Source organism: Variovorax glacialis, assembly GCF_051216375.1.
Classification (GTDB): Bacteria; Pseudomonadota; Gammaproteobacteria; order Burkholderiales; family Burkholderiaceae_C; genus Variovorax.
Window position 1 is genome coordinate 134898 of the sequence record NZ_JBPJZT010000002.1, and the last position, 20203, is coordinate 155100.

A 20203-nucleotide genomic window follows, 5' to 3' on the forward strand; every position below is an offset into this window, starting at 1 on the left:
TCTACAGGGATTCGATCTGGCGGCCGGAGAGCGCGCGTGCAATGCCGGCGTTCATGCGCTGGGCGGCGAAGGCCTCCGTGCCGTCGGCCAGCGCCTTGGTTGCCGCCTCGACCACGGCGGCATCGCTGGCGGACTTCGCGCTGCGCAGCGCATTCATCAATGCCTCGATGGCAGTGCGCTCCTCAGGCGTCAGGAGCGAACCATCCGCGTCAAGCGCACTCTGGGTTGCGAGCAACATTCGATCGGCATCCACTCGCGCCTCGACCAGCGCGCGCGCGTGCATGTCCTGCTGCGCGGTCGAGAAGCTCTCCTGCAGCATGGTAGCGATCTGGTCGTCGGAAAGCCCGTAGGAGGGCTTGACCGTGACGCTGGCCTCCACGCCGCTGCCCTGCTCCTTGGCACTCACGCTGAGCAAGCCGTCGGCGTCGACCGTGAAGGTCACGCGGATGCGGGCGGCCCCCGCGGCCATCGGCGGAATGCCCCGCAGTTCGAAGCGGGCAAGGCTGCGGCAATCGGCGACGAGATCGCGCTCGCCCTGCACCACGTGCAGGGCCAGGGCGGTCTGGCCGTCCTTGTACGTCGTGAAGTCCTGCGCCATCGCCGTGGGGATGGTCTGGTTGCGCGGCACGATGCGCTCGACGAGGCCACCCATGGTCTCGAGGCCGAGCGAGAGCGGAATCACGTCGAGCAGCAGCAGATCATCGGCCCCGCCGTTGCCGGCCAACTGGTTCGCCTGGATCGCGGCGCCGAGCGCGACGACTTCATCGGGGTTGAGATTGACCAGCGGGTCGCGGCCGAAGAAGTCGCCGACCGCACGGCGAATCTGTGGCATCCGGGTGGCACCACCGACCAGCACGATGCCCTGCAGCTCTGCGGACTGCAGGCGGGCATCTCTCAGCGCCTTGCGCACGGCTGCGATCGTTCGCGCTGTCAGGCTGGCGGTGACGGCGTCGAACTGCTCGCGCTGCACGTCGATACGGATGTCCGCCTCGGCCAGTCTTGCAGTGAAGGTGGTTGATTCGGTTGTAGACAGCTCCTCCTTGGCGGCACGTGCCTCCACGAGAAGGGAGGCCCTGTCCGCATCGTCCTGCGCCTTGTGGCCGGTTTGCGACAGCACGAGGTTGGCCAGTGCGTGGTCGTAGTCGTCCCCGCCCAAGGCCGAGTCGCCCCCGGTCGAGATGACCTCGAACACGCCCTGGGTCAGTCGCAGGATCGAAATGTCGAAGGTGCCGCCGCCGAGGTCGTAGACGGCATAGACGCCTTCGCTGCCGTTGTCCAGACCGTAGGCGATGGCAGCGGCCGTGGGCTCGCTGATCAGCCGCAATACATTCAGGCCGGCGAGTTGCGCGGCATCCTTCGTCGCTTGCCGTTGGCCTTCGTCGAAGTAGGCGGGCACCGTGATCACGGCGCCGTAGAGTTCGTCGTCGAAGGTATCTTCGGCGCGGTAGCGCAAGGTGGCGAGGATTTCGGCACTGACTTCGATCGGCGATTTCTCGCCGGCCACGGTCTGCACCTTGACCATGCCGTCATCGCCCGTCAGGTGATAGGCCATGGCGTCGCGGTTGGCGACATCCTGGATGCCGCGACCCATCAGGCGCTTGACCGAGGTGATGACGTTGGCCGGATCGGTGGCGCGGGCTGCCAGCGCTTCGAATCCGATCTGGCGCCGCTCCTTGTCGAGGTAGCGCACCGCCGAGGGCATCACCACGCGCCCTTCTGTATCGGGGAGGCATTCGGCAATGCCGTTGCGCACGGCCGCCACGAGGGAGTGGGTCGTACCGAGGTCAATGCCCACGGCGATTCGTCGCTGGTGCGGGTCTGGCGCCTGGCCGGGTTCTGAAATCTGAAGCAATGCCATGGCGCTATTGTCCCCACTGATCGGACTTGGCTTCGATGTCCTCTGCAAAGCGCTCTATGAACATGAGGGCTCTGACCTGGCGCGCCGCTGCGGGGTAGTCGCCCTTTTCATCGATGAGCCAATCCAGTGACGAAAGCGCACGGGCGCGACCCGCCTCGACTTCGCGCCGCAGCTTGTCGAGCGCAGCGGCGTCCTGGGCTTCATCGAGTTCCTCTCGCCACGCCATCTGTTGCATCAGGAAGTCCGACGGCATGGCCGTGTTGTGCTCGGCGTTGATCGGCGAGCCGTTCAGTTCGCACAGGTAGGTGGCGCGCTTGATCGGGTTCTTGAGTCGCTGATACGCCTCGTTGACCCGCACCGACCATTGCATGGCCACCCGCTGTGCGGCGGCACCTTGAGCGGCGAACCGATCGGGATGGGCTTCGCGTTGCAGTTCCTTCCAGCGCGCATCCAGCCTGGCGCGGTCCTGCGCGAAGGTCGCGGGGACAGCGAATAGCTCGAAATCGGTGTCGTTCAGTTTCATGGCGTTAAAAAGCCGCCAGCACATGACATGTTGGCGGCTCGGGCGCGAGGCCGATCGGGATCAGATGCGAAAGCTTTCGCCGCAGCCGCAACGGTCGCGTTCGTTGGGGTTGTTGAACTTGAAGCCTTCATTGAGGCCTTCGCGAACGAAATCCAACTGCGTGCCATCGATATAGGCCAGGCTCTTTGGATCGACCAGCACCTTGACGCCATGGTCCTCGAAAACCACGTCCTCTGGCGTGAACTCATCCACGTACTCGAGCTTGTAGGCCAGGCCCGAGCAGCCGGTGGTCTTGACGCCCAACCGCACACCCACACCCTTGCCTCGCTTTCCGAGGTAGCGTGTGACGTGGCGCGCGGCCGATTCGGTCAGGGTCACAGCCATGTCAGTGAACGGCTTCCGTCGTCGCGGCAGCGACGCCGTGCTTGGCCTTGTAGTCGCTGACGGCCGCCTTGATCGCGTCTTCCGCGAGGATGGAGCAATGGATCTTCACGGGCGGCAGCGCCAGCTCTTCGGCGATCTGCGCATTCTTCAGTGCAGCCGCCTCGTCGAGCGTCTTGCCCTTGACCCATTCGGTCACGAGGGAGGAAGAGGCGATGGCCGAGCCGCAGCCGTAGGTCTTGAACCGTGCGTCCTCGATCACACCGGTTTCCGGGTTGACCTTGATCTGCAGTTTCATGACGTCGCCGCAGGCCGGAGCACCGACCATGCCGGTGCCCACCGAGTCGTCGCCCTTTTCGAAGGAGCCGACGTTGCGCGGATTTTCGTAGTGGTCAATGACCTTGGATGAGTAAGCCATGGGGTACCTCTTTGAGCTTTAGTGAGCCGACCACTGGATCGTGCTGATATCGATGCCGTCCTTGAACATCTCCCACAGCGGGCTCAGTTCACGGAGCTTGGCGACGTTGTACTTGATGGTGGAAACCGCGTAGTCGATTTCTTCCTCGGTCGTGAAGCGACCGATCGTCATGCGAAGGCTGCTGTGGGCGAGTTCGTCGCTGCGGCCCAGTGCGCGCAACACATAGCTGGGCTCCAGGCTGGCCGAGGTGCAGGCGGAGCCGCTGGAAACAGCCAGGCCCTTGATGCCCATGATCAGCGACTCGCCCTCGACATAGTTGAAGCTCATGTTGAGGTTGTGCGGCACACGATGCTCGAGGTCGCCGTTGATGAAGACCTGCTCCACGTCCTTCAACCCATCGAGAAGGCGCTGCTGCAACGCGCGGGCCTTGGCGATATCTTCCTTCATTTCGAGCTTGGCGAGCCGGAACGCCTCGCCCATGCCCACGATCTGGTGGGTCGGCAAGGTGCCCGAGCGCATGCCGCGTTCGTGACCGCCGCCGTGCATCTGGGCTTCGAGCCGCACGCGCGGCTTGCGGCGCACATACAACGCGCCGATGCCCTTGGGGCCGTAAGTCTTGTGCGAGGCCAGGCTCATCAGGTCGATCGGGAGGGTCTTGACGTCGATCTCGACCTTGCCGGTGGCCTGCGCAGCGTCGACGTGGAATATCACGCCCTTTTCGCGGCAGATATTGCCCAGGGCGACCACGTCCTGGATCACGCCGATCTCGTTGTTCACGAACATGACGCTTGCGAGGATCGTGTCCGGACGAATGGCGGCCTTGAAGGCTTCCAGATCAAGCAGGCCGTTTTCCTGGACGTCCAGGTAGGTGACTTCGAAGCCCTGGCGCTCGAGTTCACGCATGGTGTCGAGCACGGCCTTGTGTTCCGTCTTCACGGTGATGAGGTGCTTGCCCTTGCCTTTGTAGAAATGGGCAGCACCCTTCAGGGCGAGGTTGTTGGACTCGGTGGCACCCGACGTCCAGACGATCTCGCGCGGATCGGCGCCAATCAGGTCGGCCACTTCGGCCCGGGCCTTTTCGACAGCTTCCTCGGCTTCCCATCCCCAGGCATGACTGCGCGACGCCGGATTCCCGAAATGCTCTCGCAGCCAGGGAATCATCGCGTCGACGACGCGCGGATCGACAGGCGTGGTCGCGCCATAGTCGAGATAGATCGGGAAATGAGGAGTGACGTCCATGGCTGGCTCAGGCTGGCGTGGGGTTTATCTTTTTGGGAGGCGGGTCAATGGGCGCCCGAAGGCGCCCCCAGATCACGACTTGGCGAACGCGTTGCCCAGTGCGAACACCGAGTTCGGCGCGTTGACGCGGATCGGCTTGACCACCGGCTGACTCGAGATGGCGCGCTTGACGGCCGGCTTGTTCTCGATCTGCACGCCCTTGGCGATCTGGTCATCGACCAGCTTCTGAAGGGTGACGGAATCGAGGAACTCCACCATGCGCTGGTTCAGCGAAGCCCAGAGCTCATGGGTCATGCAACGACCCGCTTCACCGAGGCAGTTTTCCTTGCCGCCGCACTGCGTGGCGTCGATCGGCTCATCGACGGAAACAATGATGTCCGCGACGGTGATATCCGCAGCCTTGCGGCCGAGCGAATAGCCGCCCCCGGGGCCGCGGGTCGACTCGACCAGTTCGTGGCGACGCAGCTTGCCGAACAATTGCTCGAGGTAAGACAACGAAATCTGCTGCCGCTGGCTGATTGCGGCCAGCGTGACCGGACCGGTGTTCTGGCGCAACGCCAGGTCGATCATGGCTGTAACCGCAAAGCGGCCTTTGGTAGTGAGACGCATCGCAAGCTCCTTGTGTGCTTACCGTTGAAATGACACCGTGGCACGGGGCCCTGGTGACGTCGTCTCCGCCCTGCCCGACCCTGCATTTGCTGGTGAACCAGTCATTGGGAGTCGGCCCTTCATCGCGAAGTTTCTTTGTTGTTGAGTATTTCGCTCAAGTATAGCAGAAGGCCCTTCAGACTGCTCGGGTAAACCCGATTGCGTCCTGAGGGGCGCTCAGGCGGTCCTCTCGCCCGCCGGCGGAAGGATGACGTTGTCATGCCCCGGTCCGCCAAAAGCCTGCTCTCGCAGAACCGCCAGTTGATCCCGCACCCGTGCCGCCTTCTCGAACTCCAGGTTGCGCGCGTGCTCGAGCATTGTTTTCTCGAGACGCTTGATCTCACGGGCGATGTCCTTCTCGGACATGTCCTCCACCTTGGCCCGCTCGAGGTCGCGCTTGGCGGCTTCCTTGCCCGACTTTTCGCTGTACACGCCGTCGATCAGGTCCCGCACCTGCTTCACGATGCTGCGCGGCGTGATGCCGTGCGCCTCGTTGTGGGCGACTTGCCTGGCGCGGCGGCGTTCGGTTTCGTCGATGGCCTTCTTCATCGAGTCGGTCATGCGATCCGCGTAGAGGATCGCCTTGCCGTTGAGATTGCGCGCCGCCCGGCCGATCGTCTGGATCAGCGAGCGTTCGGCGCGCAGGAAGCCTTCCTTGTCGGCATCGAGGATGGCCACCAGAGACACCTCGGGAATGTCGAGCCCCTCCCGCAGCAAGTTGATGCCCACCAGCACGTCGAAGGTGCCAAGCCGCAGATCGCGCAGGATCTCGACGCGTTCGACCGTGTCGACGTCGCTGTGCAGGTATCGGACCCTGACTCCGTTGTCGCCCAGGTAGTCGGTCAGCTGCTCGGCCATACGCTTGGTCAGCGTGGTGATCAGCACGCGCTCGTTCTTCTCCACCCGCAGGCGGATCTCCTGCAACACATCGTCCACCTGGTGCGTGGCGGGGCGAACTTCCACCTCCGGGTCGATCAGCCCCGTGGGCCGGACCAGTTGCTCCACCACGTTTCCGGCGTTGTCCTTCTCGTATTGCGCCGGCGTGGCGGAAACGAAGATGCACTGCCGCATGCGGGTTTCGAATTCCTCGAACTTCAGCGGCCGGTTGTCCAGGGCCGAAGGCAGGCGGAAGCCGTATTCGACCAGCGTGGTCTTCCGCGCCCGGTCGCCGTTGTACATGCCGCCGAGCTGCCCGATCATCTGATGGCTTTCGTCCAGGAACATCAGCGCATCCTTCGGCAGGTAGTCGGTCAGTGTGGCCGGCGGCTCGCCCGGCGCTGCGCCGGACAAGTGCCGGGAGTAGTTCTCGATGCCCTTGCAATGGCCGATTTCGGCCAGCATTTCAAGGTCGAAGCGCGTGCGCTGCTCGATGCGCTGCGCCTCCACCAGCTTCCCTTCGCTGACGAAGAACTTGAGCCGCTCATCCAGTTCGAGCTTGATGGTCTCGACGGCGCTCAACACCTTGTCGCGCGGCGTGACGTAGTGGCTCGACGGATATACCGTGAAGCGCGGGATCTTCTGCCGGATGCGCCCCGTGAGCGGGTCGAACAGCTGCAGCGTCTCGATCTCGTCGTCGAACAGCTCGATGCGAATCGCCAGTTCGCTGTGCTCTGCCGGAAACACGTCGATCGTGTCGCCCCGCACGCGGAAGGTGCCGCGCGCGAAGTCCTGTTCGTTGCGCGTGTACTGCATGCGGATCAGCCGCCCGATCACGTCGCGCTGCCCGATCTTGTCGCCCACCCGCATGATGAAACGCATCTGCGTGTAGTCCTCGGGGGTGCCGATGCCATAAATCGCGCTCACGGTCGCCACGATCACCGTGTCGCGCCGCTCCAGGACGCTCTTGGTGGCCGACAGGCGCATCTGCTCGATGTGCTCGTTGATCGAGCTGTCCTTCTCGATGAACAGGTCGCGCTGCGGGACGTAGGCCTCGGGCTGGTAGTAGTCGTAGTAGCTGACGAAGTACTCGACCGCATTCTTCGGGAAGAACTCGCGGAATTCGCTGTAGAGCTGCGCCGCCAGCGTCTTATTGGGGGCGAACACGATCGCGGGCCGCCCCAGGCGCGCGATCACGTTGGCCATGGTGAAGGTCTTGCCCGAACCGGTCACGCCGAGCAGCGTCTGGAACACCTCGCCGTCCTGCACGCCTTCGACCAGCCCGGCGATCGCGACCGGCTGGTCGCCAGCGGGCGGATACGGCTGGAAGAGCTCGAACGGCGAGCCCGGGAAGGTGATGAATTCGCCCTGCTTGGCGGGGCCCACCGGATCGGCGTGTTGCGGCTCTGGAATGACTTCGGAGGTTTCTGGCATGGCGTGACAGGGAGGTGATGGCGCGGCCGGTAAAATTCAAGCGAACCGGGCAGCGTAACGCAGGTCCGGCGTTCACGCGAACCGATCACCCCCAAAGGACTTTTCCATGTCAATGTTCACCGCCGTCGAGATGGCGCCACGCGACCCGATCCTGGGACTCAACGAGCAATACGCCGCGGACAGCAACCCGAATAAGGTCAACCTCGGCGTGGGCGTGTACTACGACGACAACGGCAAGTTGCCGCTGCTGTCGTGCGTGCAAGCCGCGGAAGAAGACATGATGAAAGCGCCCAGCGCCCGCGGCTACCTGCCCATCGACGGCATTGCCGCCTACGACAACGCTGTCAAGGGCTTGGTCTTCGGCGTGGACAGCGAACCGGTCAACTCCGGTCGCGTCGCCACCATCCAGGCCATCGGCGGCACCGGCGGCCTCAAGGTCGGCGCCGACTTCCTCAAGAAGCTCAACCCGACCGCCAAGGTGCTGATCAGCGATCCGAGCTGGGAAAACCACCGCGCCCTGTTCACCAACGCCGGCTTCCAGGTCGAAAGCTACCCGTACTACGACGCGGCCAAGCGAGGCATCGATTTCGAGGGCATGCTGGGCGCGCTCAAGGCCGCTCCGGCCGGCACCATCGTCGTGCTGCACGCCTGCTGCCACAACCCGACCGGCTACGACATCACTGCCGCCCAGTGGGACCAGGTCATCGCCGCCGTCAAGGCGGGGAACCTGACCCCCTTCCTCGACATGGCCTACCAGGGCTTCGGCCACGGCATCGCCGAGGACGGCGCGGTGATCGGCAAGTTCGTGAAGGCCAGCCTCACCTTCTTCGTGTCGACGTCCTTCTCCAAGAGCTTCAGCCTGTATGGCGAACGGGTGGGCGCCCTGTCCGTACTGTGCGAGAGCAAGGAAGAGGCCGCGCGCGTCCTGTCGCAGCTCAAGATCGCGATCCGCACCAACTACAGCAACCCGCCGATCCACGGCGGCGCGGTGGTCGCGGCCGTGCTGAACGACCCGGCGCGTCGCGCGGTCTGGGAAAAGGAACTCGCCGAAATGCGCGTGCGCATCAAGGCGATGCGCCAGAGGCTGGTGGACGGCCTCAAGGCTGCGGGCGTGAAGCAGGACATGAGCTTCATCACCACGCAGATCGGCATGTTCAGCTATTCGGGTCTGACCAAGGACCAGATGGTGCGCCTGCGGGATGAATTCGGTGTCTACGGCACCGACACGGGGCGCATGTGCGTCGCGGCGCTCAACAGCAAGAACATCGACTACGTCTGCCAGAGCATCGCCAAGGTGCTCTGAACCCGGGCGGCGGCGCGGATGGCCCGCGTCGCTGCCTTTTTTTGTGCCGCTTCGTGGAGAACTCACGGATGTCGCGGCGGTGTCAGGGCAGTGGGGCGCTCCCTCTATTTACTGCGGGAAGCTACTGATATATTGCACTGCAATAACTATCTGGCCCCTCCGATGCTCTACCAACTCTACGAAGCGCAACGTTCCCTGATGGAGCCGTTTGCGGACTTCGCACAGGCCGCCTCCAAACTCTATGGCCAGGGCGCCGTCTTCGGACAGACGCCGATCGCGCAGCGCATGGCCGCCGGCTACGACCTGCTCTACCGACTGGGCAAGGACTACGAAAAGCCTGAATTCGGCATCAAGACGGTCAAGGTCGACGGCCACGACGTCGTCATCCACGAAAGCGTCGAGATCGAGAAGCCCTTCTGCCAGTTGCGCCGCTTCAAGCGCTTCACCGACGAGCCCCACATTCTCCAGACGCTGAAAAGCCAGCCGGTGGTGCTGATCGTCGCGCCGTTGTCCGGCCACTACGCAACGCTGCTGCGCGACACCGTGCGCACCATGCTGCAGGGCCACAAGGTCTACATCACCGACTGGGTCAACGCCCGCCTCGTGCCGCTGTCTGACGGTGAATTCCACCTCGACGACTACGTGAACTACGTCGAGGACTTCATTCGCTACCTGCAGTCCGAATACGGCAACTGCCACGTGATCAGCGTCTGCCAGCCCACCGTGCCGGTGCTGGCGGCGGTTTCGCTCATGGCGAGCCGCGGCGAGAAGACGCCGCTGTCGATGACCATGATGGGCGGCCCCATCGATGCGCGCAGGTCGCCGACCGCCGTCAACAACCTCGCGATGAACAAGAGCTTCGAGTGGTTCGAGAACAACGTGATCTACCGTGTGCCGGACGGTTTCCCCGGTGCCGGTCGCCGTGTCTACCCGGGCTTCCTGCAACACACCGGCTTCGTCGCCATGAACCCGGACCGCCACGCGAGCAGCCACTACGACTACTTCAAGAACCTGATCAAGGGCGACGATGCAAGCGCCGAGGCGCACCGCACCTTCTACGACGAGTACAACGCCGTGCTCGACATGGACGCGGACTACTACCTCGACACGATTCGCACCGTCTTCCAGGACTTCGACCTCGTGAACGGCACCTGGGAGGTCAAGAATCCCGAAGGCGTGCGCGAGCCCGTGCGCCCGCAGGACATTCACACCATCGGGCTGCTGACGGTCGAAGGCGAACTCGACGACATCTCCGGCTCCGGCCAGACCCGCGCGGCACACGAACTCTGCACCGGCGTGTCCCCTGACGAACAGCGGCACTACGAAGTGAAGGGCGCAGGCCACTACGGGATCTTCAGCGGGCGCCGCTGGCGCGAGAGCGTCTATCCCGAGGTCCAGGCGTTCATTGCAGCGCACGACAAGCCCCAGAAGCGCGCCAGCCAGACCGTGCTGGCGTCGGAAGACACGGTGAAGGCCCCGCCGAAGAATCGCCCGGCGACGGCCGCGGCACGCAAGACTGCCCCACGCCAAGCGCGTTCCGCCTCGCGCAAGTCCTCTTGAGATCGTGACCACGCTGGCCGCACGCCTCCTGGAGGCGCTGCCGCAAACGCAGTGCACTCGCTGCGGTTATCCAGACTGCGCGGGCTACGCGCGAGCCATCGCAGCAGGTGAAGCGGGCATCCACCAATGCCCCCCCGGCGGTGCCGAAGGGGTGGCGCGCCTCTCGAACCTCACCGGCATCCCCGTGCAGCCGATCGACCCCCAATACGGCGTCGAAGGCCCACGGGCCATGGCGGTCATCGACGAGTCCTGGTGCATCGGCTGCACGCTGTGCCTCGATGCGTGCCCGACAGATGCGATTCTGGGCATCCACAAGCGCATGCACACCGTGATCGAGCCGCATTGCACCGGTTGCGAGCTTTGCATTCCCGTTTGCCCGGTCGATTGCATCTCGCTCGAAGTCGCCACACCGGGGCGCAGCGGATGGCAGGCCTGGTCACAGGAACAGGCCGACCACGCGAGAAGTCGCTACGAAGCGCGCAACCGTCGGCGCGAAAAGCCGGAGCCCGTTGCCGTCAAGGCATCCGAGAGCTCGCCCGACGCAACGGCACCGGCGGATCGCAAGCGCGCGATCGTCGAGGCGGCCCTGGCGCGCGCTCGTGCTGCGAGCGCATCCAAGGCGGGCGGCAAGACCCCCTGACCCTCGACTTCAGCCCGCGGCCAGGGCCGAGAAGGCCTTGACCACCTCCGGCGGCGCCTGCACCAGCTCGACCAGCACGCCCTCTCCCGCGATCGGAAACTCCTCGTTGGCCTTGGGATGCAGGAAGCAGATGTCGAAGCCGGCGGCGCCCTTGCGGATCCCGCCAGGCGCAAATCGCACACCCTGCCCCGTCAGCCATTCGACCGCTTTGGGCAAGTCATCGATCCAGAGGCCGACATGGTTCAGCGGCGTCGTGTGCACCGCAGGCTTCTTGTCCGGATCCAGCGGCTGCATGAGATCGACCTCGACCTTGAAGGGCCCGCTGCCGATTGCGCAGATGTCCTCGTCGACGTTCTCGCGTTCGCTCTTGAACGTGCCCGTGACTTCGAGTCCCAGCATCTCCACCCACAGCTTCTGCAGCCGGGCCTTGTCGGGACCACCGATCGCGATCTGCTGGATCCCCAGCACTTTGAAGGGACGATTCATGTCGAGCGCTCCCATCATGCGAACTCCATGATCACCTGGTCCACGGAGAGCGATTCGCCCTTCGCGGCGTCGATGCTGGCGACAACCCCGTCCTGTGTCGCGAACAGTACGTTCTCCATCTTCATCGCCTCGATCACCGCGAGCTTTTCGCCGGCCTGGACCTTCTGGCCCGGCTGCACCGCCACCTCGACCAGCAGGCCCGGCATCGGCGACATCAGGAACTTGCTCAGGTCCGGCGGTGCCTTGAACGGCATCAGCTTCAGCAGCCGGGCGCCGAGGGGCGACAGCACCATGGCCTCGATCTGCGTGCCGTTGTGCGACACGCGCAGCGAAAGCGGATTCTTGCCCGCACCGCGTTCGACCTGCGCAACGAACGCGCGGCCGTTGACGTTGCCTTCCACGCGAATGCTTCCGAGCGCCGCCTTGCTGTCGATCTTGTAGCTGCGGTCGCCCACCGCCACGGCGCTGGAGCCCGTCTGCCCATGAAAGTCCGTGACCGAGACGGCCTTGTGCACGTGCTCGCCCTTTTCATCCAGCACGACCACCACGAACTGCTCGCCGACCTTCACGCCGTGGCCTTCGAGCTGCCCGCTGATGCCCGATGCCCGCGCCCGGTACCGGCGATGCATGAAGGCCGCCAGTGCCACGAGGAAATCCGGATCGTCGTGGGGGACGTCCTCCGCATGGAAGCCCTTGCCGTAGTGCTCGGCGATGAACCCCGTGTTGAACTCGCCGCTCACGAATTTCGGATGCGCGAGCAATGCCGCCTGGAACGGAATATTGCTGTTGATGCCGCGAATCACGAATCCGTTAAGCGCCTCGCGCATCAGCGCGATGGCATGCGCACGATCGCGGCCATGGACGATCAGCTTGGCGATCATCGAGTCGTAAAACATAGGGATCTCGCCGCCGTCGTACACGCCGGTGTCCACCCGAACGCCGTACAGATGCTGGGTGTCGGCCGAGAACATACTCTCCTTCGGCGGCTGGAAGCGCACCAGGCGGCCGGTCGATGGCAGGAAATTGCGGAACGGATCCTCGGCGTTGATGCGGCACTCTATGGCCCATCCTTCGCGCTTCACGTCTTCCTGCGCCAGCGGCAACTTCTCGCCCGCGGCAACGCGGATCATCAGTTCGACCAGGTCGAGCCCGGTGATCGCCTCCGTCACCGGATGCTCCACCTGCAGCCGCGTGTTCATCTCGAGGAAGTAGAAGCTCTGGTCCTTGCCGACCACGAACTCCACCGTGCCCGCGCTCTGGTACTTCACGGCCTTGGCCAGCGCCACGGCCTGCTCGCCCATGGCCTTGCGCGTCGCCTCGCTGATGAAGGGCGACGGCGCCTCTTCGATGACCTTCTGGTGCCGGCGCTGGATCGAGCACTCTCGCTCGTTCAGGTAGATCACGTTGCCGTGCGCGTCGCCGAGCACCTGGATCTCGATGTGGCGTGGCTCTTCGACGAACTTCTCGATGAACACCCGGTCGTCGCCGAAGCTGTTGCGCGCCTCGTTGCGGCAGGAGGTGAAGCCTTCAAAGGCGTCCTTGTCGTTGTAGGCCACGCGCAAGCCCTTGCCGCCCCCGCCGGCCGACGCCTTGATCATCACGGGGTAGCCGACGTCCCTGGCGATCTCGACCGCCCGCTCGGCGGTCTCGATGGCGTCGTTCCAGCCGGGAATGGTGTTGACCTTGGCCTCGTTCGCCAGCTTCTTCGAGGCGATCTTGTCGCCCATCGCGGCGATCGAATAGTGCTTGGGGCCGATGAAGACGATGCCCTCTTCCTCGACCTTGCGTGCGAAAGCCTCGTTCTCGGAAAGGAAGCCATAGCCCGGATGCACCGCTTCGGCGCCGGTCTTCTTGCAGGCCGCGATGATGCGGTCCGCCTGCAGGTAGCTTTCGCGGCTGGCCGAAGCGCCGATATGCACGGCCTCGTCGGCGAGTTCGACATGGCGCGCGTCCTTGTCCGCGTCCGAATAGACGGCGACCGTGAGGATGCCCATCTTCTTTGCGGTCTTAATGACGCGGCAGGCGATTTCGCCGCGATTGGCAATGAGGATTTTCTTGAACATGTTCTTCTCTCGCGGGCTCACAGGGGGATGTTGCCGTGCTTGCGCCACGGGTTTTCGAGTTTTTTCTCGCGAAGCATGACGAGCGATCGGCAGATGCGCTTGCGCGTCTCGCTCGGCAGGATCACGTCGTCGATGTAGCCGCGCGTGCTCGCCACATAGGGATTTGCAAAACGCGCCTTGTACTCGGCCTCGCGCGCGGCAAGCTTCTCGGGATCGTTCTTGTCCTCGCGGAAGATGATCTCGACGGCGCCCTTGGCCCCCATCACCGCGATCTCGGCACGGGGCCACGCGAGGTTGACGTCGCCGCGCAGATGCTTCGAGGCCATCACGTCGTACGCACCGCCATAGGCCTTGCGCGTGATGACGGTGATCTTCGGCACCGTGCACTCGGCATAGGCATAGAGCAGCTTGGCGCCGTGCTTGATGATGCCGCCGTACTCCTGGCTCGTGCCGGGCATGAAGCCAGGCACGTCCACGAAAGTCACGACCGGGATGTTGAACGCATCGCAAAAGCGCACGAAGCGCGCCGCCTTGATCGACGACTTGATGTCCAGGCAGCCGGCAAGCACGAGCGGCTGGTTGGCGACGATGCCGACACTCTGCCCTTCCATGCGCGCAAAGCCGATCACGATGTTCTTCGCATAGTCGGGCTGCAGCTCGAAGAAATCGCCGTCGTCGACCACCTTCGTGATCAGCTCCTTCATGTCGTACGGCTTGTTCGGGTTGTCCGGCACCAGCGTGTCGAGCGAGAGGTCGGCACGATCAGCCGGGTCGCCGCTGGGTCGGACGGGAGGCTTCTCCCGGTTGTTCAGCGGCAGGTAGTTGTACAGCCGGCGCAGCATCATCAGCGCCTCGACGTCGTTCTCGAAGGCCATGTCCGCCACGCCGCTCTTGGTGGTGTGCGTCGATGCGCCGCCGAGTTCTTCCGCAGTCACGTCCTCGTGCGTCACCGTCTTCACCACTTCGGGCCCGGTGACGAACATGTACGAGCTGTCGCGCACCATGAAGATGAAGTCGGTCATCGCCGGCGAGTAAACCGCGCCACCGGCGCACGGCCCCATGATCATGCTGATCTGCGGGACGACCCCGGAAGCCATCACGTTGCGCTGGAACACGTCCGCATAGCCGCCCAGTGACGCCACGCCTTCCTGGATGCGCGCGCCGCCCGAATCGTTGAGGCCGATGACCGGTGCGCCGACCTTCATCGCCTGGTCCATCACCTTGCAGATCTTCTCGGCATGCGCTTCGCTGAGCGCGCCGCCGAAGACGGTGAAGTCCTGGCTGAAGATGAAGACCAGGCGGCCGTTGATCATCCCGTAGCCGGTGACGACGCCATCGCCCGGGATCTTGGTGTCGGCCATGCCGAAATCGCTCGAGCGGTGCTCGACGAACATGTCCCACTCTTCAAAGGTGTTGTCGTCGAGCAGCAGCGCGATGCGCTCGCGCGCCGTCAGCTTGCCCTTGGCATGCTGGGCGTCGATGCGCTTCTGGCCACCGCCGAGCCGCGCTTGTTCGCGGCGCTGTTCGAGTTGTTCGAGGATTTCTTTCATGAGGTTCCGTCGGAGAAGTTGATCTTGTTGGGTGGTGGCAGCCGGCAGCCTACGCTCGTCCGGCCTGCGCGGCGAGCAGATTGCGCGCGGCGGTCGATGCGGGCAGCGTGCCGGCCGCGACCTGGGCGATGGCCTGAGGCAGCAGCTCGCGCACCTGCGGGTGATGTCGGAATGCCTGCTTGAGGCCGGCGTCGATGCGCTCCCACATCCAGGCCAGCGCCTGCTTCTCGCGGCGCGTGGCCAGCTTGCCGTTGGCGGTCTGGAGTGCCTTGAACTGCAGCACCGCATCCCAGAACGCGTCGATGCCGGTGCCGGCCAGTGCGCTCAGCTGGATCACCTTCGGCAGCCAGAAGCGCACTTCCGATTCGGGCGAGCCCGGCGGGGCGTGGGCCGCGTGCATCACCTGCGCGTGCGCCGGATTGCCATGGTGGCCGAACAGGCGCAGGGCGGAGGTGATCTGCGCCTGCGCGCGCGTCGCGGCGTCCTTGTCGATGTCGGCCTTGTTGATGACGACGAGATCGGCCAGTTCCATCACGCCCTTTTTTATGGCCTGCAGGTCGTCGCCGGCATTCGGCAATTGCAGCAGGACGAACATGTCGGTCATGCCCGAAACCGCCGTTTCGCTCTGGCCGACGCCGACCGTCTCGACAATGACGATGTCGTAGCCCGCGGCCTCGCACACCAGCATCGCTTCCCGCGTCTTCTCGGCAACGCCGCCGAGGGTGCCCGAGGACGGGCTCGGCCGGATGTACGCACGCTCGTGCACGGAGAGGTGCTCCATGCGGGTCTTGTCGCCGAGGATCGATCCGCCCGAAACCGTGGACGACGGGTCCACGGTCAACACGGCGACCCGGTGGCCGCGCGCGATCAGGAACAGTCCCAACGCCTCGATGAAAGTCGATTTGCCGACGCCCGGCACCCCCGAAATCCCGAGCCGGAAAGAGTTTCCAGTGCGCGGCAGGAGCGCAGTGAGCATTTCGTCGGCCAGCGCGCGGTGGTCGTCGCGGGTCGATTCGAGCAGCGTGATCGCCTTGGCGATCGCGCGGCGCTGTGCAGGCCCCTCCGAGGTCACCAGCGCCTCGGCGGTGACCGGTGTTCGAACCGGCATGTTCACGCCGCAACAGCCGCGCGAATCTGTTCCAGCACGTCCTTGGCGCTGGCCGGGATCGGGGTGCCCGGGCCATAGATGCCCTTGACGCCGGCCTCGTACAGGAAGTCGTAGTCCTGGCGCGGAATCACGCCGCCCACGAACACGATGATGTCGTCGGCGCCCTGCTTCTTCAGCTCTTCGATGATCGCCGGCACCAGCGTCTTGTGGCCCGCGGCCAGCGTGCTGACGCCGACCGCGTGCACGTCGTTCTCGATCGCCTGGCGGGCGCACTCCTCGGGCGTCTGGAACAGCGGGCCCATGTCGACGTCGAAGCCGAGGTCGGCGAATGCCGTGGCGACGACTTTCGCTCCACGGTCATGGCCGTCCTGCCCGAGCTTGGAGATCATCACGCGCGGACGCCGGCCCTGCTCCTCGGCGAAGGCGGCGATCTCGTGCTGGAGCGCTTCCCAGCCTTCGGCCGAGTCGTAGGCGGCGGCATAGACGCCGGTCACCTTCTGCGTATCGGCGCGATGCCGGCCATAGACCTTTTCCAGTGCGTCGCTGATCTCGCCGACCGTCGCGCGCAGGCGCACGGCCTGGATGCTCAGGTCGAGCAGATTGCCCTCGCCGCTTTCCGCAGCCGCGGTGAGCGCATCGAGTGCGGCCTGCACGCCGGCGCTGTCGCGCTTCTCGCGGATGGCCTTGAGCTTGGCGATCTGGCCATCACGCACCTTTACGTTGTCGATCTGCAGGATGTCGTGCGTGTCCTCTTCCTTGAGCTTGTACTTGTTGACGCCCACGATCACGTCCCGGCCGGAGTCGATGCGCGCCTGCTTGTCGGCGGCGGCGGCTTCGATCTTGAGCTTGGCCCAGCCGCTGTCGACCGCCTTGGTCATGCCGCCCATCGCCTCGACTTCCTCGATGATGGTCCAGGCCGCATCGGCCATATCCTGCGTGAGCTTCTCCATCATGTAGCTGCCCGCCCAGGGATCGACGACATTCGTGATGTGCGTCTCTTCCTGGATGATGAGCTGCGTGTTGCGCGCAATGCGGGCGCTGAACTCGGTCGGCAGCGCGATGGCTTCGTCCAGCGCGTTGGTGTGCAGGCTCTGCGTGCCGCCGAACACGGCCGCCATCGCCTCGATGGTGGTGCGAACCACGTTGTTGTAGGGGTCCTGCTCGGTCAGCGACCAGCCGGAGGTCTGGCAGTGCGTGCGCAGCATCAGGCTCTTCGGGTTCTTCGGGTTGAACTCCTTCATGATCCGGCACCACAGCAGGCGCGCGGCACGCATCTTGGCCACTTCGAGGTAGAAGTTCATGCCGATGGCCCAGAAGAAGCTCAGGCGGCCGGCGAAGATGTCCACGTCGAGCCCCTTGGCGAGGGCCGTCTTCACGTACTCCTTGCCGTCGGCCAGCGTGAAGGCGAGTTCGAGCGCCTGGTTGGCCCCGGCCTCCTGCATGTGATAGCCGCTGATCGAGATCGAGTTGAACTTCGGCATCTTCTGTGCCGTGTACTCGATGATGTCGCCGATGATCCGCATGCTCGGCGCGGGCGGAAAGATGTAGGTGTTGCGGACCATGAACTCCTTGAGGATGTCGTTCTGGATCGTTCCGCTCAGCTGGTCCTGCGCGACGCCCTGCTCTTCGGCGGCGACCACGTAGCCTGCAAGCACCGGCAGCACCGCGCCGTTCATCGTCATCGAGACACTCACCTTGTCCAGCGGGATCTGGTCGAACAGGATCTTCATGTCCTCGACCGAATCGATCGCCACGCCGGCCTTGCCGACGTCACCCGTCACGCGCGGATGATCGCTGTCGTAGCCGCGATGCGTGGCGAGGTCGAAGGCCACGCTGACGCCCTGGCCGCCCGCCGCGAGGGCCTTGCGATAGAAGGCATTCGATTCCTCTGCGGTCGAGAAGCCGGCGTATTGGCGGATGGTCCACGGACGCACCGCATACATGGTGGCCTGCGGACCGCGCAGGTAGGGTTCGAAGCCGGGCAGCGTGTCGGTGTACTTCAAGCCCTGGAGATCGGCCGCCGTGTAGAGGGGCTTCACCGTGATGCCGTCCGGCGTGACCCAGTTCAGCGCTTTGAGGTCCCCGCCCGGGGCCGATTTGGCCGCAGCCTTGGTCCAGGCTTCGAGAGTGGCGGTGGAGAAGTTGATGTCGGATTTGCTCATGAGCGCCGCTTTGCAGGTCGTGCGAGAGGTGTGAGTCGGAGTGTCCGCCGGGTTGCGGCACAGTTCAATTTAAAGCGAGTCTAACATCCGTAATTATTAATTCAAACGACGAACTTGCGGTACATTCCAGCCATGTCCGCTGTCACCCTCACCCCCCGCGCCCTCTACGAAGAGGTGGCGGAACTGCTTCGCCAACGCATCTTCAGCCGCGAGCTCGAGGCCGGCAGCTGGATCGACGAGTTGAAGCTGGCCGAGGAATACGGCATCAGTCGCACGCCTTTGCGCGAGGCGCTGAAGGTGCTGGCGGCCGAAGGCCTGGTCACCATGAAGGTTCGGCGCGGCGCCTACGTGACCGAGGTGTCGGAGAAAGACCTGGCCGACGTCTATCACCTGCTGAGCCTGCTGGAGAGCGACGCCGCCGGGGTGGTCGCCGAACATGCGTCCGACGCCGAGTTGGCCGAGCTCGACGCCCTGCATGCGGATCTCGAAGCCGCCGCCACGCCGGGCCACGTCGACCGCGCGTACTTCTTCGCCATCAACGAGCGATTTCACATGCGGCTGCTCGCCATTGCCAACAACCGCTGGCGCGACCAGATGGTGGCCGACCTGCGCAAGGTGATGAAGCTGAACCGCCACAACTCGCTGCTGAAGTCGGGGCGGATCGGGGAATCGCTCAGGGAGCACCGGGCCATCATGGCGGCGATCAAGTCACGCAATCCTGCCGATGCGATGGCGCGCATGCAGCAGCACTTCAGCAACGGGCTCGAGGCAGCGAATTAGGCTCGCCCCCAGGCTCGCGCACTTCGTGTCGCTCTCCACCCCCCGCCGGGGGCGATACCGGCGGACCGGCTGAGCCGGATCCGCGGTATCCCTGGACTGGGACACAGACTTGCGCGGCTGGGTTAAGCCGGCTGTTCTGCCGGCTCGCGGGCTATTGCCATGACTTCGTGCGGGGTGCGGGTCTTGAGCCGGTGGTCGCTCCAGACCTGGCGCCAGCGGCGTGCGCCGGCGAGACCATTGCGCAGGCCGAGCATGTGCCGGGCGATGTTCGACCAGGGCGTGCCGTGGTCTGCGGCCTCGCGTGCCATGTAGTCGCACATCTGCAGCTCGATCTCTTCCCGCGTGAGCGCGGTGGGCGGATCGCCGAAGAAGGTGGCATCCCATTCGGCCAGCCACCAGGGGTTGTGGTAGGCCTCGCGACCGATCATCACGCCGTCGAGCAGGCGCAGGTGCGCGTGCATCTGCGCGTTGTCGTTGAAGCCGCCGTTGATCGAGAAGCGCAGCGTCGGAAAGTCGTGCTTGAGCCGGTGCACGAGCTCGTAGCGCAGCGGCGGCACTTCACGGTTCTGCTTGGGCGACAGGCCCTTGAGCCATGCGTTGCGGGCATGGACGATGAAGGTGTCGCAGCCGGCCTCGCTGACCTTGCCGACGAAATCGCGCACGAACTCGTAGCTCTCGATCTTGTCGATGCCGATGCGATGCTTGACCGTGACCGGCACTTCCACCACGTCGACCATGGCCTTCACGCAATCGGCCACGAGCTGCGGCTCGTTCATGAGACAGGCGCCGAACGCGCCGCGTTGCACGCGCTCGCTGGGGCAGCCGCAATTGATGTTGATCTCGTCGTAGCCCCATGCCTCGCCCAGCTTCGCGCAATGCGCGAGGTCGGCGGGTTCGCTGCCGCCGAGCTGGAGCGCGACGGGATGTTCCTCGCCGTTGAAGCGCAGGTGGCGCGGCACATCGCCATGAATGAGCGCACCGGTCGTCACCATCTCGGTGTAGAGCAGCGCGCGGCGCGTGAGAAGGCGGTGGAAGAAGCGGCAGTGTCGGTCCGTCCAGTCCATCATGGGCGCAATGGACAGCTTGCCGGCGTAGGTGGTTGAGTTCATAGATGCGCCGTGGACGATAGCAAAAACGCTACCGTGCCGTGGATGGACCCGCGAAAGCCCGCGGG

17 protein-coding genes are annotated in these 20203 nt (G+C 64.6%); 4 read left to right on the forward strand and 13 right to left on the reverse strand.

The features are described 5' to 3' along the window. Window position 1: 1 nt before the first annotated feature. The 7 genes from hscA to uvrB form a co-directional block, all read right to left on the reverse strand. A complete protein-coding gene (hscA, locus tag ACSFBL_RS04990) occupies window positions 2-1858 on the reverse strand; it encodes a Fe-S protein assembly chaperone HscA (protein WP_435514652.1) in 1857 nt (618 codons plus the stop codon). 4 nt (window positions 1859-1862) lie between these two features. Then, window positions 1863-2381 (reverse strand): Fe-S protein assembly co-chaperone HscB, encoded by a 519-nt coding sequence (gene hscB, locus ACSFBL_RS04995; RefSeq protein WP_435514653.1) that lies wholly within the window; start codon window positions 2379-2381, stop codon window positions 1863-1865. Window positions 2382-2441: 60 nt separating this feature from the next. Beyond that, on the reverse strand, window positions 2442-2765 hold the full coding sequence (gene iscA, locus ACSFBL_RS05000; RefSeq protein WP_286663651.1) for an iron-sulfur cluster assembly protein IscA: 324 nt from the start codon (window positions 2763-2765) through the stop codon (window positions 2442-2444). A 1-nt stretch (window position 2766) separates the two neighbouring features. Next, window positions 2767-3180, reverse strand: coding sequence for a Fe-S cluster assembly scaffold IscU (gene iscU / locus ACSFBL_RS05005; protein ID WP_286597875.1), 414 nt, complete (start codon window positions 3178-3180; stop codon window positions 2767-2769). A gap of 18 nt (window positions 3181-3198) precedes the next feature. Beyond that, a complete protein-coding gene (locus ACSFBL_RS05010; protein ID WP_435514654.1) occupies window positions 3199-4419 on the reverse strand; it encodes an IscS subfamily cysteine desulfurase in 1221 nt (406 codons plus the stop codon). Between the two features lie 72 nt (window positions 4420-4491). Next, window positions 4492-5028, reverse strand: coding sequence for a Fe-S cluster assembly transcriptional regulator IscR (gene iscR / locus ACSFBL_RS05015; protein WP_028253560.1), 537 nt, complete (start codon window positions 5026-5028; stop codon window positions 4492-4494). 216 nt (window positions 5029-5244) lie between these two features. Continuing rightward, window positions 5245-7377 carry an excinuclease ABC subunit UvrB gene (gene uvrB / locus ACSFBL_RS05020; protein ID WP_435514655.1) on the reverse strand — a complete coding sequence of 711 codons (2133 nt, stop codon included), beginning with the start codon at window positions 7375-7377 and terminating at the stop codon, window positions 5245-5247. A 106-nt stretch (window positions 7378-7483) separates the two neighbouring features. On the opposite strand from uvrB, the gene ACSFBL_RS05025 reads away from it, so the two are divergent. The 3 genes from ACSFBL_RS05025 to ACSFBL_RS05035 all read left to right on the forward strand — a co-directional run bounded on the left by ACSFBL_RS05025 (window position 7484) and on the right by ACSFBL_RS05035 (window position 10880). Further along, entirely contained in the window at window positions 7484-8680 is a 1197-nt protein-coding gene (locus ACSFBL_RS05025) for an amino acid aminotransferase (RefSeq protein WP_435514656.1), read from the forward strand. Window positions 8681-8842: 162 nt separating this feature from the next. Continuing rightward, entirely contained in the window at window positions 8843-10240 is a 1398-nt protein-coding gene (locus tag ACSFBL_RS05030) for a polyhydroxyalkanoate depolymerase (RefSeq protein WP_435514657.1), read from the forward strand. Between the two features lie 4 nt (window positions 10241-10244). After that, the gene (locus ACSFBL_RS05035; protein WP_435514658.1) at window positions 10245-10880 is read left to right on the forward strand and encodes an RnfABCDGE type electron transport complex subunit B; all 636 of its coding nucleotides are present in this window, start codon (window positions 10245-10247) and stop codon (window positions 10878-10880) included. Between the two features lie 9 nt (window positions 10881-10889). Here the strand turns inward: ACSFBL_RS05035 and ACSFBL_RS05040 are convergent, their stop codons facing one another. Genes ACSFBL_RS05040 through scpA form a run of 5 tightly spaced genes read right to left on the reverse strand, consistent with a single transcriptional unit; the run spans window position 10890 to window position 18249 of the window. Further along, on the reverse strand, window positions 10890-11366 hold the full coding sequence (locus ACSFBL_RS05040; protein ID WP_435514659.1) for a VOC family protein: 477 nt from the start codon (window positions 11364-11366) through the stop codon (window positions 10890-10892). 14 nt (window positions 11367-11380) lie between these two features. Next, a complete protein-coding gene (locus ACSFBL_RS05045) occupies window positions 11381-13429 on the reverse strand; it encodes an acetyl-CoA carboxylase biotin carboxylase subunit (protein WP_435514660.1) in 2049 nt (682 codons plus the stop codon). Between the two features lie 17 nt (window positions 13430-13446). After that, window positions 13447-14979 (reverse strand): acyl-CoA carboxylase subunit beta, encoded by a 1533-nt coding sequence (locus ACSFBL_RS05050; protein WP_435514661.1) that lies wholly within the window; start codon window positions 14977-14979, stop codon window positions 13447-13449. A 49-nt stretch (window positions 14980-15028) separates the two neighbouring features. Next, window positions 15029-16087, reverse strand: coding sequence for a methylmalonyl Co-A mutase-associated GTPase MeaB (meaB, locus tag ACSFBL_RS05055; RefSeq protein ID WP_435514662.1), 1059 nt, complete (start codon window positions 16085-16087; stop codon window positions 15029-15031). Window positions 16088-16089: 2 nt separating this feature from the next. Continuing rightward, entirely contained in the window at window positions 16090-18249 is a 2160-nt protein-coding gene (scpA, locus tag ACSFBL_RS05060) for a methylmalonyl-CoA mutase (RefSeq protein ID WP_435514663.1), read from the reverse strand. 132 nt (window positions 18250-18381) lie between these two features. Between scpA and ACSFBL_RS05065 the strand changes: the two genes are divergently transcribed. Next, window positions 18382-19029, forward strand: coding sequence for a GntR family transcriptional regulator (locus tag ACSFBL_RS05065; RefSeq protein WP_435514664.1), 648 nt, complete (start codon window positions 18382-18384; stop codon window positions 19027-19029). Between the two features lie 122 nt (window positions 19030-19151). On the opposite strand, the gene dusA is transcribed toward ACSFBL_RS05065, so the two are convergent. Continuing rightward, the gene (gene dusA / locus ACSFBL_RS05070) at window positions 19152-20138 is read right to left on the reverse strand and encodes a tRNA dihydrouridine(20/20a) synthase DusA (protein ID WP_435514665.1); all 987 of its coding nucleotides are present in this window, start codon (window positions 20136-20138) and stop codon (window positions 19152-19154) included. Window positions 20139-20203 lie beyond the last annotated feature (65 nt).

Excerpts from the sequence above, each read along its gene's own strand:
- hscA (WP_435514652.1), bottom strand. The coding sequence starts at position 1,858 with ATGGCATTGCTTCAGATTTCAGAACCCGGCCAGGCGCCAGACCCGCAC.
- hscB (WP_435514653.1), bottom strand. The coding sequence starts at position 2,381 with ATGAAACTGAACGACACCGATTTCGAGCTATTCGCTGTCCCCGCGACC.
- iscA (WP_286663651.1), bottom strand. The coding sequence starts at position 2,765 with ATGGCTGTGACCCTGACCGAATCGGCCGCGCGCCACGTCACACGCTAC.
- iscU (WP_286597875.1), bottom strand. The coding sequence starts at position 3,180 with ATGGCTTACTCATCCAAGGTCATTGACCACTACGAAAATCCGCGCAAC.
- ACSFBL_RS05010 (WP_435514654.1), bottom strand. The coding sequence starts at position 4,419 with ATGGACGTCACTCCTCATTTCCCGATCTATCTCGACTATGGCGCGACC.
- iscR (WP_028253560.1), bottom strand. The coding sequence starts at position 5,028 with ATGCGTCTCACTACCAAAGGCCGCTTTGCGGTTACAGCCATGATCGAC.
- uvrB (WP_435514655.1), bottom strand. The coding sequence starts at position 7,377 with ATGCCAGAAACCTCCGAAGTCATTCCAGAGCCGCAACACGCCGATCCG.
- ACSFBL_RS05025 (WP_435514656.1), top strand. The coding sequence starts at position 7,484 with ATGTCAATGTTCACCGCCGTCGAGATGGCGCCACGCGACCCGATCCTG.
- ACSFBL_RS05030 (WP_435514657.1), top strand. The coding sequence starts at position 8,843 with ATGCTCTACCAACTCTACGAAGCGCAACGTTCCCTGATGGAGCCGTTT.
- ACSFBL_RS05040 (WP_435514659.1), bottom strand. The coding sequence starts at position 11,366 with ATGAATCGTCCCTTCAAAGTGCTGGGGATCCAGCAGATCGCGATCGGT.
- ACSFBL_RS05045 (WP_435514660.1), bottom strand. The coding sequence starts at position 13,429 with ATGTTCAAGAAAATCCTCATTGCCAATCGCGGCGAAATCGCCTGCCGC.
- ACSFBL_RS05050 (WP_435514661.1), bottom strand. The coding sequence starts at position 14,979 with ATGAAAGAAATCCTCGAACAACTCGAACAGCGCCGCGAACAAGCGCGG.
- meaB (WP_435514662.1), bottom strand. The coding sequence starts at position 16,087 with ATGCCGGTTCGAACACCGGTCACCGCCGAGGCGCTGGTGACCTCGGAG.
- scpA (WP_435514663.1), bottom strand. The coding sequence starts at position 18,249 with ATGAGCAAATCCGACATCAACTTCTCCACCGCCACTCTCGAAGCCTGG.
- ACSFBL_RS05065 (WP_435514664.1), top strand. The coding sequence starts at position 18,382 with ATGTCCGCTGTCACCCTCACCCCCCGCGCCCTCTACGAAGAGGTGGCG.
- dusA (WP_435514665.1), bottom strand. The coding sequence starts at position 20,138 with ATGAACTCAACCACCTACGCCGGCAAGCTGTCCATTGCGCCCATGATG.